The following is a 15,617-nucleotide window of genomic DNA, read 5'->3' as shown; positions in this document are numbered from 1 at the left end:
CGCCAGCCCCGAAGGGGTTTTGGGCCACGATGGCCCAAAACAAAAAACCCCAGAGTTTCCTCTGGGGTTTCTTTTAGAACTAAATTAGTTCCGTAAGAATTACTTCTTAGAAGCTTTTTTAGTAGCTTTCTTTGTAGTTTTCTTAGCGGCTTTTTTAGTAGTTTTCTTAGCTGCTTTCTTAGTAGCTTTTTTTGCTGCTTTCTTTGCCATGTGCTCCTCCTAGGATGCAAACGTTGTTGTTGTTTCTAACTTTAAAAACTTTACTTACTTTAAGTCTTCCGCAATTCGACCAGCGCCGTCAACAAAAAATTTACCTTGCATATTTTTTGCGAGCACTCGTGGCGGTGGAGGTGCCCTTTGCTCATCGTTTTCTCGATTTCATTGCTCGGACATGCACTCATTCATCGGACTCTTATGTCGATGGCTCGTGATTTTGCATTCTCTCAACACTTGGTTCGATCTCTTTTGATATCAAACCTTGCTGTGATCTGCTTTCTAACCGCGAGCAGTGCTCTTTCGCCCACCACACTCTGGCTTTTCATCGGCATTCTTTTAATAACTTTAAAGTTTTTTCCGCAGATTTTGCGTTTTTTCCTTCTTCGCAGACTGCGAAGTGCGCTCATTCCACTTCTTGATTGCGTGATTTTGGGTCTGCAAACGGGAAAATCTTTCCGCTCGTCGCTTCACGCAGCGATCGATATGCAAAGCGGATGGCAGCGTCTTCAGCTCGTGGAACTTTTCGAATCCTTGCATGTAACACAAAAAGAGATCGCCGTAGAATCCGCTCTGCTCAAGGATTTCCGCGAGGAGTTGATCGAGATTGATCGATCACAGAATCGTTGCGTGGAACAAGTTCGCGCGCTCCGCAGAGAATTAAAAATGCACGAAGATTTTCGACGTAGGTCTGGACAAGTCACCCAACAAATAAAAATGCAGGCGATAATTGTCACCGCGCTTTATCTCGCGCTTTTTTCTTTTGTGATTGTGCAGTTCGGCTTCGTTGCACATCGATTTCTGATTTTGTTTTCCTTTTTTGTCTTTTCCGCGGGCCTTATTTGGATATTTTCAGTGGGTCGGAGGCTGCAATGGAAGGTTTAGCGCCACCGTTAGAACTTTTATTAAGCATTAAACGGTCGATTGAGAAGGGGCAATCGGTCAAACAGGGTGTCTTATCTTATGTTAAAAAGAATCGTGGCGAATTTCCCGCGCAAGTTACGCAATGGCTCGCTCTTCTGCAACAGGGGCAGGATCCAAGGGAATGCGTTCAGGGCATTTCATCCCTCCATCGGCGGACTCTTTTGCAGATTTTGGAGCGCGGGCTTCGCGGTGAGTCCATTTATAATGTGCTTTTGCGTTTAGAAGAGGAGCTGATTGAAAGCTGTCATGAGGAAATAACAAATAAAATTGCGCAATTGCCGTTTCTATTGCTGATCCCATTACTGTTATTTCAGTTTCCCGCCTTTCTCATGCTCCTTTTTGGCCCACTTCTCAAAAATTTTTTTCACTCTTTGGGAGGGGGGTGATAGAGTGCTCCTGTTGGAGGAAAAGCCATGGCACAGTCCGATAAAAAGCAAGTGGCGCTGGAAAAATTGGTGGATGAGTTGATGAAAGATCAGCCGAACCGTCAAACCGTCAAGCAACTTACTTCCGAACTCGGAATGGCTTATTCCGTCGATCCTTTGACTCAAATGAATACAGTTTTGCAGTCGATGAACTCCGTTTATCTTCGTTCCAACAGAAGAAAAGACTTAGAAAGATAAAAAGACATGTCACAAATCTATAATTCGATTTTGGATACCGTTGGCAACACTCCAATGGTGGCGCTTCATAACGTTACTAAAGGCTCCAAACATAAATTCTTCGCGAAAGTGGAGTATTTCAATCCCGGTGGCAGCATCAAAGACCGCGTCGCTGTTGCGATGATCGAAGAGGCGGAAAAAAGAGGCGATTTGAAGCCAGGTGGCGTGATCGTTGAAGCCACTTCGGGAAATACAGGCGTGGGTTTGGCTCTTGCGGCGGCCGTAAAAGGTTATAAATGTATTTTCGTCATGCCAGAAAAGATGAGCGAAGAAAAACGCGCCATCTTGCGTGCTTACGGAGCGCAAGTTGTGATCACTCCGATGGTGGATCCGGATCATCCGATGAGCCACTACAATGTCTCAAAAAGAATCGCGGATGAAACTCCGGGTGGATTCTTGGTGAATCAGTTCTTCAATGCAGACAACCCAACTCGTCATTACAAAACAACAGGTCCAGAGATTTGGAAACAAATGGATGGAAAAATCGACGTGCTTGTCGGCGGAGCTGGAACCGGCGGAACCCTTTCAGGTTGCGGCAAGTATCTCAAAGAGCAAAAACACGATGTGAAAATCGTGTGCGCGGATCCGATTGGAAGCATCCTTTACGACTTGTTTTATCATAAAAAAATCGTAGATCCTCCGGGCTCTTATAAAGTGGAAGGGATCGGCGAGGACATGCTTCCCGGCAATATGCATATGGATGTGATGGACGGCTTTGTGCGCGTTTCAGATCCGGAAGCCTTTGAAATGACCCGTCGTCTTGTGAAAGAAGAAGGCCTTCTGGTGGGACCTTCCAGTGCGACGGCTTTGATTGGTGCCATGAAGTACGCCGAAAAGCTTGAAAAGCCATCGAATATCGTTGTTATCTTCCCTGATAGCGGCCGTCAGTATTTGAGTAAAGCGTTCAATGATCAGTGGATGGTTGAAGCGGGCTTTATCAAAGCCGACGAAGTAAAAAATGTATTCAATCGCGTGATCTCTGCGGAAGAAGCGTTAAAAAATCTTTCTAAAAAATAGGTGTGACATGAAAAAGGTAACTGAAAACTTAGGTTTTGCGACAAGAGCGATCCACGCAGGTCAGTCTCCGGACCCGACAACAGGAGCGATCATGACTCCTGTATATTTGACCTCGACTTATGTACAAGAATCTCCGGGCGTTCATAAAGGATGGGAGTATTCTCGCACACATAACCCCACTCGCCGTGCTTATGAAAACTGCTTGGCGAATCTTGAAAGCGGTAAATACGGTTTTGCCTTTGCTTCAGGTTGCGCGGCAACGACGACGATCTTGCACATTCTGAAAGGCGGCGATCACGTCATCGCCATGGATGATATGTACGGCGGAACTTTCCGTCTTTTCGATAAAGTTCTTAAGCATGACGGGATGGAGTTTTCCTTTGTCGATTTGACGAAGGTTGAAAACTTTGAAAAGGCGATCAAGCCCAACACAAAAATGGTGTGGCTTGAAACTCCGACGAATCCGACTTTGAAGCTTGTTGATATTAAGAAAATTTCTGCCATTGCGAAAAGCAAAGGGATTATTGTCGCTGTTGATAACACGTTCATGAGCCCTTACTTCCAAAGACCTCTGGAGTTGGGCGCGGATATCGTGGTTCACTCTGCCACAAAATATATCGGTGGTCACAGTGACGTGGTTGGCGGTGTTGCAGTGACATCACGTGAAGACCTGGCAGAAAAATTGGCCTTCTTGAGTAACGGAATGGGCGCGATTCAAGGTCCTTTTGATTCTTTCATGTGCTTGCGCAGTTTGAAAACTTTGCCTCTGCGTATGAAGGCGCACCAAGAAAATGCGATGACTATTGCACGATTCTTGGAGTCTCACCCGAAAGTTGAAAAAGTTATCTATCCCGGTCTTGAAAGCCATCCTCAACATGCTCTCGCAAAAGAGCAGATGCATGGCTTCGGCGGTATGATCACTTTCTACATCAAAGGGGGCATGGAATCGGCTCGTAAATTCTTGGAAAACGTGAATGTTTTCTCTTTGGCCGAGAGTTTAGGAGGCGTAGAAAGCCTTATTGAGCACCCTGCGATTATGACGCACGCCTCCGTGCCGCCGGAGACTCGTAAGACTTTGGGAATTGATGACTCTCTCATTCGCCTCTCAGTGGGTGTTGAAGACATCAATGACCTGTTGGCGGATTTAAAATTTGCCTTTGATAAAGCCTAATTGTTGACATCAAAGAGGCCAAAAGATACACATTTGGTCTCTTTGATTTCCGTGGCTTGGTAGCTCAGTTGGTAGAGCAGAGGACTGAAAATCCTTGTGTCGGCGGTTCAATTCCGTCTCAAGCCACCATTTTTTTACCCCCGAGAAGGGGAGCCGAAACCCGCCAGTGAGCGGGTTTTTTCGTTTTTACGTAAGATAAATCAACACGCACAAATATTGAAATGCGGTTCCGGCCATCACGCATAAGTGCCACATTCCGTGACCGTGCTTGATTTTCGTATCGTTGAAAAAGAAGTAAACGCCGATCGCGTAGGAAATATATCCCGCCATAATCATCGCAAATCCCACCGGAGGAATCGCATCCATAAGTTGTTTCAGAGCGGGGAGGACCGTGACACTCATGACTCCGTAAAGGGCCAAAGAAAGACTGCGATTCTTCGGCGAAACGACAAGCTCCCACATTATTCCAACAACCGCCAAAGTCCAAACAACGCCCAAAACCATCCAACCGGTTTTTCCACGAAGAGCAAGAATCGCGTAAGGCGTGTAGTTGCCGGCGATCTTCAGATAAATTCCAATGTAATCAAGCTTGCGATAGAACTCTTTCTTCTGTCCGTGTGAGCCGTGATAAATCGTTGAAATGCAATAAAGGCCCACGGTTGTGAAAGCATAAACAGTGAATGAAAAAAGACGCCAAGTATCCTGCTTGTAAGCGGCCAAGTACACCAAAAGTGCCGAACCAATAAGTGCTAGAATAGCGCCCACAGCGTGAGAGAAGGTGTTGAAACGTTCCCCGTCCTGTACGTGCGGTATAATCTTTTCCATCACATCAATGTTAACATTGCCTGCAGACGAGTCGCCAACTTAATATTTTTATTGAGAGGTTATCGATGAAACTTTTTTTCTTAGTGATGTTTAGCTTTTCAATTTCATTCGCCAAATCAAACGTTAGTCCTGAGTTCGTTTGCATGACGGAGTTTCCGACTACCAGCTTTTATGTGAAATCATTTAATTCGCAGAGCGAACCGACCACAGAAATGCAGATCGTTCATCACTTTGGCGCCGATGCCGTACCCGTACATAATGGAGTTGTGACGGCTTACGATTTCGCGCATCTTGAAAAGAAATCAAAACTTTTGCGAAAGCTTGGCGATAAAATCAACGTGACTTTCAAAACGAAGAACTGTGAAACATTCGGGGATGATCTCTATTCGTGTTCGTCGAGTGATCCGATTGAGATCAACGGCCTTGATATCAAAGGCTATAGCGTTGTGACGAGACTCGTAGAAACCAAAGTTTACGAATACTCTTTCAAAGCGCATCAAGTTGTTTTCTCGTTTCTCTTTGAAGGCATGAATTATGACATTCCTATGTCGTATTCCCCTGAGGAGTGCCGTTTTAAAAACTAACGGCGAGAGACGTAAAGATTGTCTTTAAGGTAAAAGCGCAGAGGCCAGGATGCCGCTTCCCCGGCGTAGTCAACGCCAACACGGGTTGTAGAGATAATTTGTCGCGAAGAAACTTTGAAATCGTCTTCACTCACGTACAGTTCGGAATTTTTTTTCCACAAACGCAAACCATCATGATCTTTCGTGATGTGATAATGCCGGCAGAGCTTTCCGGGGCCATTGGTCTTTAGATCTTTTTTCTTTGGATTGGCGGGAGCTTCAAACGGCTCCACGGCGCGAATCAAAACCGCCTCGGGATGTTCTTCTGTGCGAGTCACAAAATTCAAACAATGGTACATACCATAGATAAGATAAACATAACTGTGACCGCCATTCAGATACATCGACTTGGTTCTTTGTGTACGACGGTCGCCGAAGGTATGGCAGGCAGGATCCTCGACACCTAAATACGCTTCGACCTCAACGATACGCGCGCGGTGTTCCCCTTGGTCTTTGTCTTTAATATGCAAAACTTTGCCAAGCAGCGCTTTCGCGACCGTTGTTGTATCTTGATAATAAAAATCCTGGGGAAGGATCATAGAGTGCGACAGATAAAGCTGATCTGTCTTCCAGCCTTTTCTTTGTCGCGACGGTGAGAGTGAAAATCCGGATTCGTGAACGTATCAATGTGTAAATCAAAAACGCGCTCCATCTCGACACCTTCTTGCAGAAGCTGCGTGCGCACGACTTGATTCAGATCCACAAGGGATTTTGATTCTGGCAAAGCTTCACTAAAAAGCGCTCTTTCTTGAATGCTTAACGGACCGAGGCTTGTAAGAATTTGATCGCGTACATCATTACCGACTTCAAAGCTGGACTTTTGAATGTGCGGCCCGATAATGACTTCAAGTTTCTCGGGTGAAGCACCCAAAGATTTTAGCCTCTCAATAGTTTTAGGAATAATTCTGCTGGCAACGCCACGCCAACCCGCATGAGCGCCAGCGATGATGCCAAGATCGTGATGATAAAAGAAAATCGGCACACAGTCGGCCGTGATCACACAAAGCGCAAGATTCTTTTCGCGAGTATAGTGGGAGTCCGCGATCACTTGATAATCAAGCTGAGCATCTTTGGTTTCGACAACCGCGTCACTGTGAATTTGCTTAAGACGAACAAGTGTAAATTGCGGGTAAGCTTCAGCGAGCGTGCTCAAAGGCGCGTTGATGCCGCCGAAGAAAACCGTCAAATGAGGCGTCTTGAGTTCATAACCCAAATGCGTTTGTTCTAAATTCACGTCAGCCCCCATTTTTTGATTAGAAGCTGAATGTCTGAAGGCCAATCCTGCGTGAAAGACATTCGTTCTTGCGTGCGCGGATGAGTGAAGGCCAGCTCTGCGGCATGCAACAAGAAACGGGGAAGATTGCGAATATCCTCTTGAGTGCTTCGCGCTTCGACATTCTTGATTTTTTTATCGGCGCCGTAAATAACGTCCCCGGCAATCGGAAGACCGTTCTCAGACAAATGAACGCGGATCTGATGCGTTCTGCCGGTTTCCAGTTTAAGTTTAAGATAACTTAAACCGCTTTTCCTAGAGATGACTTCATAATGTGTCACCGCCCATTTCCCAATCATCGGCGGATCGTCTTTGTCTTGCAAAGGCTTACGGTCATCTCCCAAAACAGAAGCGTAGCGCTTGCGATCAATCGGATGGCGAGCCAAGAAACTTTTGAAGGTGCCCTTCAATGTTCGAGCTGTTCCGATGCAAACTGCATAGTAGATCCGGTGTGTGGAACGCTCTTTAAACTGCGCCGTTAAGGCTTCATGTGTTTTGTCATTTTTAGCGATAACAATCACACCGCTGGTTTCTTTATCAAGACGATGGACAATCCCGGGTCTTTCTTCACCAAACTTCATTGAAAGATCGTCGGTATGGGCGATCAGCGCATTCACCAAAGTGTCATGCGCGTGCCCTGCCGCTGGATGCACGACAAGTCCCGCCGGCTTATTGATGACGATAAGATCTTCATCTTCGAAAAGAACGTGAAGTTTTAAGTCATAGGGTTGAAGTTCTGTCGGCTCTGGCGCTGGCAATTCAATATCGATCGAGTCATTCTCTTTAATAGCGGCCGAGGCTTTAACGGATTTTCCATTCACAAGAACAGCGGAATTTTCGATAAGATGAGCCGCACGGGATCTCGTTCCCACTTCTGGAACAAGCGCCAACGCTTTATCAAGACGTAGTCCGTCCATTTCAGCAGTGGCGATGATATTGATTTTTTGACCCGGAGAGGAACTATTTTCCAAGACTGTTCTTGAAATTTTTCATGTATGAGTCGGCGACTTTTTTCTCGTCCAGACCCAAAGCTTTCGCCATTTGTACGACGTAACCTCTGACAAAAACCACTGCCGGAAGATTTTCCGCATTCATTCCTTCTACTGCTGTCACATAGTAAGGATTGATCTTCGTGATTTCACTCAGACGTTGAGGGGAGATTTGTTTGTATTCACGAACCTTTTTAAGGAAAGCGCCATCCCAGTTCGTTTGAGCTTGGATTTCGGCTTCAAAAGCTTCGTCTTTTTTATAAGTATTTTGCACGGGCTGTGGCTTTTGTTCTGGAAAGATCTGCTTGCTTGCTTCAATGATTGAAGCGTAAGTCAGATCATTCAAAGAAGCGCGGCCACTCAGCAAGCGTTGGTCATAGATATTGCGAAGAATTTTGTTGCCAAGAATTTCGTAGGCTTCTTCGATAAGAACTAACAACTCGCGGGCTTCCTGCTCAGAGAAGATAGTGTAAATAGCAGGGTTGTCACCGGAGTATGTCGAACGAGCTCTTTCGTAAGCGGTCGTGACCTCGTGTTGAGGTGCATTCGCGCTCAGTTCAAGAATTTCATAATAGTTATAACGAGAAGTAGCTTGCATCGTAGTATTATACTACGGCGCGAAGCTCTTCCGGATCAATAAGTTGTTTGCAGGTAGCCAAAAATTGTCCTGCGAGTGGCGTGAAAGGCTGTGCTTGCAAGACGTGCTCTCGAGAGCGCACTGACTGCCACACCGCATTGTCAAAATCGATGGAGCCCGCATAATCAATACCTAAGTCGTAGTACTTATTGCAGACACTCTTAATTGAATGACCCAAATCACAGTTAATTTGTGTGCGTGCGGAGTTCACCAGAAGACGAACTGGCGTCGATGATAGCGCTTCAAAGAAATTATAATTAATTCCAGTTTGTTCTTTCAGATACGAGCGGAAAGAAAAAGGCTTCGCCAAAGTTCTTTGGCGGTGATCACGCAAAGTCGTAATCATTTCACCGTAAGCATCCGGCGTTGAATCTGCGCGCAAAGAGTAACATACGAAAGATTCAAGAAAGCGATATGTCTTTTCAATGCTTGTCGGCTCTGGTGTTGTGATCAAGAATTTTTCGTCAGCGGCTTTGAAAAGCTCGAGGTGCGCTTCCAAAGCTCCGGCACCGAGATCAACAATCACATAGTCTGCGCGAAGTTTTTTAATTTCAGGAATCAGATTTTGAATTTGTGTGAATGAAATCTCCGTCGGCGTCCAAGAATCCCAGAAACCTTGCACATAAGAAAGATGCGGGAAAGGTGTTGGAATCACGATTTCCTGCAGGGACTTCACGCCTTCAAAGTAATGACGGATATTCATGTGTGAAGGAGGAAGACCTAAAGACGTATGGACATTGGCGCCACTCAAATCTAAATCAACAACAACAACAGAATGACCTAGTTTCGAAAGTGTGATGCCCAAGCTTGTAGAGACAAAGGTTTTTCCGACGCCACCTTTGCCAGATGCCACAACCCACAGCTTTGTGTCGGCTTTTTCTTCAGCTTTAGATGTTTTGAAATCAAGTTCGCTTAGGTGTCCTACTTCAACATCTTCCATGGCTGCTTCCTCTTAATGTGCTACTTGAGCGGAGAGATTAAAATTCCTTTTTTTGTCTCTTCGGCTTCGGAAGCGCGAATATAAAGTGGCACGAACGATTTCCAGTCCAAGGTTTGACCTTTTTTCGCTCGATATTCCGCAAGTTTACCCAGCGTCGAGGCCAAGGGCTCGTCAGGCAATTTCGCGTCACGGGAAAGATGTTTCATCAGCTCTTCAGGGAAGTATTCGTGATAAGCTTCCCAGCCATCACCGACAACAACGCAATCCTGTTGAATGTGGTTTTTCAAGTCACGGACAGGAATTGCTTCAGGACCTTTGATATAAACGGGTTCTGCTCCGCGTACGTCGAAAAGGCCAAGATAAACCATATTCTTGTAGGCGTTGATAATTGCAAGTATAGGTTTATCAGAGCCTTGAGCTTGATGCGCCAGTAACATCAACGAATCAATCGTGATCATCGGTTTGTTAAACGCATAAGCGTACGCTTTTCCTGCATTCGCTGCTACACGAATACCAGTGAAACTGCCGGGACCCTGGCCCACAGCAAACACGTCGATATCTTCAAGTTTTAATTGGGCTTTTTGTAAACAATGGTCCACGAACGGACTGATATTTTCGCTATGAGATTTTTGTCGCAAAGAGGATTCCTCTGCGACGACTTGTCCGTCGATCACGACAGCAACGCCCCCAAGGGCGGTGCTGGTTTCCATTGCTAAGATTTTCATAGACCTAGTAAACGAGTGAAGTCGTTAAACAGCGCAAAGATCATCAAGCTCATAAGAAGAGCCAACCCTACTTGCTGTGCGACTTCCATTTTTCTCATGCTCAGTGGAGCGCCTTTCACAAGCTCAATGATGTAGAACACCAAGTGTCCACCGTCAAGAACTGGAACCGGCATCAAATTCAGAATGAACAAGTTCACGGAAATGATTGCCATCATTTGCAAGAACTGAGTCAAACCAATTTTGAAAGTCTCACTAGCCGCTTGCCCGATTGAGATCACGCCACCGATGTTTTTCGGAGAGATCTTTGCTTGGAACAAACGAACGAAACTCATGACCGTCATCACTGACACGTCCCAAGTTTTTTCCGTTCCGCGCACCAAAGCGTCGATAGGATTCGACGTGCGAAGAACCATCAATTCAGGCGCTGCCAAGTTGGCGATCGGAGCGATACCGATTGTGTAACGTTTTTCTTCCGTTCCTGTAGGCAACATTTGTGTCGTCATTTTTGGCGTGATCTTCAAATCAATCATCTGACCCGCGCGCAGCACAGAGATTGCAACCGGGTTTTTCCCGTCAAACGACTTGATGTTATTGATAACATCTTCCCATTTTTGCAATTTCACATTGTTGATCGTGACCAAACGGTCGCCGTCACGGAGGCCCGCTGCTTGCGCCGGGGAGTCCTTCATCACTTTGCTCAAATAGAGTTCGGAACTCTCAAGGCCTAGGCTTTGTAAAGAGAAAGACTTAATTGAAGTCAGTGGCGCCATCGTCACAGTCAAAGGTTTAGGCTCTTTGTCGCCTTCGCGCACACCGATCGCTTCAATCGTCAATGGTTCACCGGAATTCATTTTTGCAAATGTAGAATCCAGCTGTCTCCAATAACCTACTTTTTGACCATTGATCGCAGTAATCGTGTCGCCTGTTTTCAAGCCCAGCGCATGAAGCGGAGAATTCTCAAGAACACCCACAGTTGTGCCAGCAGAATAAGGAGTCAGACCTTCTACATTCGCGATGTATTCAAACGAACTCAAAACATTGGGATTTGGCTCAGCTTTCGCCGTTGTCGCAATGTTGACCGATTCATTCGTGCCTTCACGTTGAACGACAACGTCCAAGTGAAGATCGTGACTTTCTTTGAGGCTCAAAGACTTCTGCACGTCTTCCCAAGTCGTGATCGCTTTTTCATTCACGGAAACGATTTTATCGCCGGAGCGGAAACCCGCAGCATAAGCGGAAGAAGCCGCAGGAACGTCACCCACAACCGGAGTTTTTGCGTCTTCGCCAATCAAAGCAACGGCAAAGAACACCAAGATCGCAAAGAAGAAGTTCATCAAAGGACCGGCAAGAACGACGGCAATTCTTTGCCACACATTTTTATGTGTAAAAGAATGTTTTTTGTCCTCTTCAGAAATATTATCGCCCGGCTGCTCGCCGAACATTTTCACGTATCCACCTAATGGAATCAGTGAAAGAGCGTAAGTCGTATCGCCTTTTTTGTATTTCAGGATTTTTTTACCGAAACCAAGGCTGAACACTTCAACACGTACTCCGCACCAGCGCGCCACGAGGAAGTGACCGAGTTCATGCACGAAAATCAAAATTCCGAGCAAAACAACAAATGGAACAATCGCAGACAAACCTTGGTGTAAAAATGAAAAAATATCCATTCGAATATTCTAATGGTCGCCTGGAGGGTGAGCTAGGAAATTAAAGTGTTTGTGCGGACGGGCTCGACCTTCTTCTTACGACAAAAGATGAGACAAGATCAGAATTCCGGATAGAACAACAGGACTTGCGAATAGGACGCCATCTATGCGATCCAAAACACCACCGTGGCCCGGCATAATTTTTCCCGAATCTTTCACGTCAGCGACTCGTTTTAAGAGAGATTCGAAGAAATCTCCGAACTGACCGACGAATCCTGAGACACCGGCCAAAATCACCATAAACAAAGCAGATCCTTCGGGGAAAAAGAACAGCCAACAAAGAAGACCGGCTGCCAATGAACCTAAAAATCCACCCAAAGAGCCTTCCCATGTTTTCTTCGGAGAAACAGAGGGCATAACTTTGTGTTTTCCAAAAAGAACGCCAAAAACATACGCCATTGTGTCGCCGGCGAAAACGGATGCGAGTAAAAACGCAAACCACGCCAATCCATTGTGTTGATCCAACAGGCGATACGCAAACGCAGGAAGAAGTCCCATATAGAACAAACCTAGCGCCGCCTTTGAATGATAAGAGGTCATCGCATTCAAATCGCCCGCTTTATTTTCCACAAGAAGATTGGCGATGATCAAAACAATCAAGGCGAGAGCGAAAATCAACGAACCCGTACTCAATGAAACGCAAGTCGCCGCAAAAACAACGAGCGTAAGTGCGAAAAAAAGGAACTTCAAAAACTTGGACGAACTGTTTTTAAAGAGAATACAAACAAGCTCCCAAGTTCCAATCGCGACAATCACGGCAACGGCCGCTTTAAGACCATTGATCGCCCACATGAAATAAAGAAAGAAAATAAGTGCAAGAGCAACAACCGCAGAAGCAGCTCTAGTTAGAAAACTTTTCCACGTTGTCATTCGCTGAAACCTTGCCGAAACGGCGTTGTCTCACAGAAAAAGCTTTGAGCGCTTCATCAAGATGAGACTCGGTAAAGTTAGGCCACAATACGTCTGTGAAATAGAACTCAGAGTATGCGGCTTGCCACATAAGGAAGTTTGAAAGTCGCTGTTCACCGCTGGTGCGGATGATAAGATCAGGATCTGGAGTCGGGAAAGTGCTTAATGAAGAATTAATAGTCTCTTCATCGATCTCTTCCGGCGCAAGCTCCCCCGAAGCGACGCGAGTTGCGATATCGCGCACAGCTTGAGTGATCTCTTGACGAGAGCCATAGCTCAACGCAAAGACCAAGTTAAGGCCTGTGCACTGGGATGTAGCTTCAATAGATCTTCCGATCGCTTCTGCGACGTCTGCCGGGATGCGGGATACATCGCCGATGACGGAAAAACGAATGTTTTCTTTAACAAGGTTTTCAGTTTCGCGTTTCAAATAGCGACGCAGAATTTGCATCAACAAGCTGACTTCCGCTTGTGGGCGGAACCAGTTTTCAGTGCTGAATGCATAAAGAGTGAGATTCTTAATCCCGCGTCGCGAACAAGCCGTAATGATCTTCTTAGCGACGCGAGTGCCTTTGATATGTCCAAACGTGCGCGGGCGACGTTTGAGCTGAGCCCAACGACCGTTACCATCCATAATGATTGCGATATGCTTTGGCAGAGTCATGGGCTCCTTGAGCTTAGATCGTCAAGATGGACTTTTCTTTTTCGTCAGCAACCTGATCAACTTTTTTGATAAAATCGTCAGTGACTTTTTGAATGTCAGCTTCTGCCTTTTTGCCTTCGTCTTCGCTGATCGCTTTGTCTTTTTGAAGTTTTTTAACTTCGTCATTCGCATCACGACGAGCCATACGAACAGCTACGCGAGCTTCTTCAGCGATTTTCTTAACTTGTTTTGCCAAGTCTTTACGGCGTTCTTCTGTCAAATCTGGAACTTTCAAACGAATCACTTTGCCGTCATTCATTGGCGCCATGCCAAGCTCAGACTTGATGATCGCTTGTTCGATTTCTTTAAGGATAGAAACTTCCCAAGGTGCGATAAGGAAAGATTTCGCATCTGGAGTAGAGATAGAAGCCACTTGAGAAAGAGGAGATGGCGTACCGTAGTAATTTACGCGGATACCATCAAGCATAGAAACTTGAGCACGACCCGTGCGGATCTTCTTAAGTTCTTCACCCAAAGCAGCCAAAGTTTTGTCCATCTTTGCTTGAGCGTTCTTTTTTACATCTGCAATAGCCATTGTTGCCTCCTAGTGAACGAGTGTACCGATGTTTTCACCTTGCACGGCTTTTAGAATATTTCCGGGCTGAGTGAGGTCGAATGTGATGATAGGAAGTTTGTTGTCCATACACATGCTGATCGCTGTCGAGTCCATCACCTGCAAACCGCGGTTAAGAACGTCGATGTAGCTGATCTTATCGAATTTTTTTGCATCTGTATGTTTCGCAGGATCTTTATCGTAGATACCGTCTACTTTAGTCGCTTTCATGATCACTTGAGCGTTGATTTCCATAGCACGTAGAGATGCTGCCGTGTCAGTCGTGAAGAATGGATTTCCAGTTCCTGCACCGAAAATCACAATACGGCCTTTTTCTAGATGGCGAATCGCTCTGCGACGGATGTAAGGTTCCGCGATCTCAGCCATTTCAATAGCTGTCTGTACGCGGGTAGGGACGCCTTCTTTTTCAAGAGCGTCTTGAAGAGCCAGGGCATTGATACAAGTCGCAAGCATACCCATGTAATCAGCACTTGCGCGATCCATACCTTCAGCAGAAGCGGCAACACCACGATAGATGTTACCGCCACCGATGACGACGCCCATTTGAACGCCTGCCTTATAAGCTTCTGCCACGTCCTGCGCGATTTGTTTAATCGTTGCAGTATTGATTCCAGTCCCTTGCTTTCCAGCAAGAGCTTCACCACTTAACTTCAGCAAAATGCGTTTATAGACAGGCTCTTTCAAATTAGTGTCCTTTCATTTGCGCAGCAACTTCCGCTGCGAAGTCGTTAGACTTTTTCTCGATACCAGCGCCAAGCTCGAAACGAACGAAACGCTTGATAGAAACGTCAGCACCAATTTTCTTGCCAACTTCTTTCGCCAAATCAGACACTTTCATGTCTGGGTTTTTAACGAAAGCTTGGTCAACAAGGCAGTTCTCAGCCAAGAACTTGCGGATTTGACCTTCAACGATCTTTTCGATCATTTCAGGTTTTTTACCAGACTCAAGGTTTTTAGCTGTCAAAATTTCTTTCTCTTTTGCAACAACTTCAGCTGGGATTTCAGCAGAAGAGATCGCCATTGGGTTCATCGCTGCGATGTGAAGAGCAACGTCTTGAGCGAAAGTTTTCAACTCAGGATTGCTTACAGCTTCTGGTTTAGAAGCAGCAACTTCAATCAACACGCCGATTTTACCTTCACCGTGGATGTAAGTGTGAACCAATGTATTTGCAGAAGCAGTGTACTTCTCTGAACGACGCAATACGATTTTTTCACCGATAGTTGCAGTCGCTTCAGTGAAAAGATCACCAAGCTTTTTAGATGGATTTTTAACGAATGCTTGCTCCAAAACATCAGCTGTAGAAGTTGTTTTAAGCAAATGTTCAGCAACGTCAGCAGCAAGAGCTTTGAAACCGTCGTTACGAGCAACGAAGTCAGTTTCAGAGTTGATTTCCATTACGATACCAGTGTTGCCAACAACTTGTGCGAATACAGCACCTTCAGCAGCAATACGGTCAGCTTTCTTTGCAGCAGCGCCAAGACCTTTTACGCGCAACCATTCAACAGCTGCATCAAAGTCACCAGAAGTCGCTTCAAGTGCTTTTTTGCAATCCATCATACCTGCGTTTGTTTTCTCTCTGAGCTCTTTTACAAGAGTAGCGGAAATAGACATTAGGAAGACTCCTTCAATGATAATTTAGAATAAAGACAAGTTCGATTTAGAAAGACGAATCGCCTCGGCATTGCAGCTTCAGCGGATGGAACTTATGAAAAAGGTGGCTAG

19 protein-coding genes and 1 tRNA gene are annotated in these 15,617 nt (G+C 45.7%); 7 read left to right on the top strand and 13 right to left on the bottom strand.

The window, feature by feature from the left end:
- The first annotated feature begins 357 nt into the window (after positions 1-357).
- From QJS83_RS02470 to QJS83_RS02445, 6 genes are all read left to right on the top strand, one after another.
- Positions 358-1,098 (top strand): hypothetical protein, encoded by a 741-nt coding sequence (locus tag QJS83_RS02470; RefSeq protein ID WP_284607427.1) that lies wholly within the window; start codon positions 358-360, stop codon positions 1,096-1,098.
- Positions 1,086-1,523 carry a hypothetical protein gene (locus QJS83_RS02465; protein ID WP_284607426.1) on the top strand — a complete coding sequence of 146 codons (438 nt, stop codon included), beginning with the start codon at positions 1,086-1,088 and terminating at the stop codon, positions 1,521-1,523. The genes QJS83_RS02470 and QJS83_RS02465 overlap by 13 nt, the downstream gene beginning before the upstream one ends.
- A 27-nt stretch (positions 1,524-1,550) precedes the next feature.
- Positions 1,551-1,760 carry a hypothetical protein gene (locus QJS83_RS02460; protein WP_284607424.1) on the top strand — a complete coding sequence of 70 codons (210 nt, stop codon included), beginning with the start codon at positions 1,551-1,553 and terminating at the stop codon, positions 1,758-1,760.
- A gap of 6 nt (positions 1,761-1,766) precedes the next feature.
- Entirely contained in the window at positions 1,767-2,816 is a 1,050-nt protein-coding gene (locus QJS83_RS02455) for a PLP-dependent cysteine synthase family protein (RefSeq protein WP_284607422.1), read from the top strand.
- 7 nt (positions 2,817-2,823) lie between these two features.
- A complete protein-coding gene (locus tag QJS83_RS02450; RefSeq protein ID WP_284607421.1) occupies positions 2,824-3,987 on the top strand; it encodes a cystathionine gamma-synthase in 1,164 nt (387 codons plus the stop codon).
- 53 nt (positions 3,988-4,040) lie between these two features.
- A tRNA-Phe gene (locus QJS83_RS02445) sits at positions 4,041-4,116 on the top strand.
- Between the two features lie 57 nt (positions 4,117-4,173).
- On the opposite strand, the gene trhA is transcribed toward QJS83_RS02445, so the two are convergent.
- Positions 4,174-4,812: a PAQR family membrane homeostasis protein TrhA gene (gene trhA, locus QJS83_RS02440; protein ID WP_284607419.1), complete on the bottom strand. Its 639-nt coding sequence runs from the start codon at positions 4,810-4,812 to the stop codon at positions 4,174-4,176.
- A gap of 173 nt (positions 4,813-4,985) precedes the next feature.
- Between trhA and QJS83_RS02435 the strand changes: the two genes are divergently transcribed.
- Complete coding sequence (locus tag QJS83_RS02435; protein WP_284607417.1) at positions 4,986-5,396, top strand: hypothetical protein; 411 nt, start codon at positions 4,986-4,988, stop codon at positions 5,394-5,396.
- On the opposite strand, the gene QJS83_RS02430 is transcribed toward QJS83_RS02435, so the two are convergent.
- From QJS83_RS02430 to tsf, 12 genes are all read right to left on the bottom strand, one after another.
- Complete coding sequence (locus QJS83_RS02430) at positions 5,393-5,974, bottom strand: DNA-3-methyladenine glycosylase (RefSeq protein ID WP_284607415.1); 582 nt, start codon at positions 5,972-5,974, stop codon at positions 5,393-5,395. The two genes, QJS83_RS02435 and QJS83_RS02430, sit on opposite strands and share 4 nt — an antisense overlap.
- Entirely contained in the window at positions 5,971-6,669 is a 699-nt protein-coding gene (pgeF, locus tag QJS83_RS02425; RefSeq protein WP_284607413.1) for a peptidoglycan editing factor PgeF, read from the bottom strand. The genes QJS83_RS02430 and pgeF overlap by 4 nt, the downstream gene beginning before the upstream one ends.
- The gene (locus QJS83_RS02420; protein WP_284607411.1) at positions 6,666-7,679 is read right to left on the bottom strand and encodes an RluA family pseudouridine synthase; all 1,014 of its coding nucleotides are present in this window, start codon (positions 7,677-7,679) and stop codon (positions 6,666-6,668) included. Before QJS83_RS02420 ends, pgeF begins: the two co-directional genes overlap by 4 nt.
- The gene (locus QJS83_RS02415; RefSeq protein WP_284607409.1) at positions 7,669-8,295 is read right to left on the bottom strand and encodes a helix-turn-helix domain-containing protein; all 627 of its coding nucleotides are present in this window, start codon (positions 8,293-8,295) and stop codon (positions 7,669-7,671) included. Before QJS83_RS02415 ends, QJS83_RS02420 begins: the two co-directional genes overlap by 11 nt.
- A gap of 7 nt (positions 8,296-8,302) precedes the next feature.
- Positions 8,303-9,274: a P-loop NTPase gene (locus tag QJS83_RS02410; protein WP_284607408.1), complete on the bottom strand. Its 972-nt coding sequence runs from the start codon at positions 9,272-9,274 to the stop codon at positions 8,303-8,305.
- A gap of 20 nt (positions 9,275-9,294) precedes the next feature.
- Complete coding sequence (tsaB, locus tag QJS83_RS02405) at positions 9,295-9,999, bottom strand: tRNA (adenosine(37)-N6)-threonylcarbamoyltransferase complex dimerization subunit type 1 TsaB (RefSeq protein WP_284607407.1); 705 nt, start codon at positions 9,997-9,999, stop codon at positions 9,295-9,297.
- Positions 9,996-11,669, bottom strand: a complete 1,674-nt coding sequence (gene rseP, locus QJS83_RS02400; RefSeq protein ID WP_284607405.1) for an RIP metalloprotease RseP — start codon at positions 11,667-11,669, stop codon at positions 9,996-9,998. The genes tsaB and rseP overlap by 4 nt, the downstream gene beginning before the upstream one ends.
- A gap of 75 nt (positions 11,670-11,744) precedes the next feature.
- On the bottom strand, positions 11,745-12,578 hold the full coding sequence (locus QJS83_RS02395) for a phosphatidate cytidylyltransferase (protein ID WP_284607403.1): 834 nt from the start codon (positions 12,576-12,578) through the stop codon (positions 11,745-11,747).
- On the bottom strand, positions 12,550-13,281 hold the full coding sequence (locus QJS83_RS02390) for an isoprenyl transferase (protein WP_284607401.1): 732 nt from the start codon (positions 13,279-13,281) through the stop codon (positions 12,550-12,552). Before QJS83_RS02390 ends, QJS83_RS02395 begins: the two co-directional genes overlap by 29 nt.
- Positions 13,282-13,294: 13 nt before the next feature.
- Positions 13,295-13,855, bottom strand: a complete 561-nt coding sequence (gene frr, locus QJS83_RS02385; protein ID WP_284607399.1) for a ribosome recycling factor — start codon at positions 13,853-13,855, stop codon at positions 13,295-13,297.
- 9 nt (positions 13,856-13,864) lie between these two features.
- Positions 13,865-14,578 carry a UMP kinase gene (gene pyrH / locus QJS83_RS02380; RefSeq protein ID WP_350159185.1) on the bottom strand — a complete coding sequence of 238 codons (714 nt, stop codon included), beginning with the start codon at positions 14,576-14,578 and terminating at the stop codon, positions 13,865-13,867.
- A 1-nt stretch (position 14,579) separates the two neighbouring features.
- Positions 14,580-15,506: a translation elongation factor Ts gene (gene tsf / locus QJS83_RS02375; protein WP_284607395.1), complete on the bottom strand. Its 927-nt coding sequence runs from the start codon at positions 15,504-15,506 to the stop codon at positions 14,580-14,582.
- Positions 15,507-15,617 lie beyond the last annotated feature (111 nt).

It is taken from the genome of Bdellovibrio sp. 22V (assembly GCF_030169785.1).
Classification (GTDB): Bacteria; Bdellovibrionota; Bdellovibrionia; order Bdellovibrionales; family Bdellovibrionaceae; genus Bdellovibrio.
Note: the sequence above shows the minus strand (reverse complement) of the source record. Positions and strands in the feature narration are given on the sequence as shown.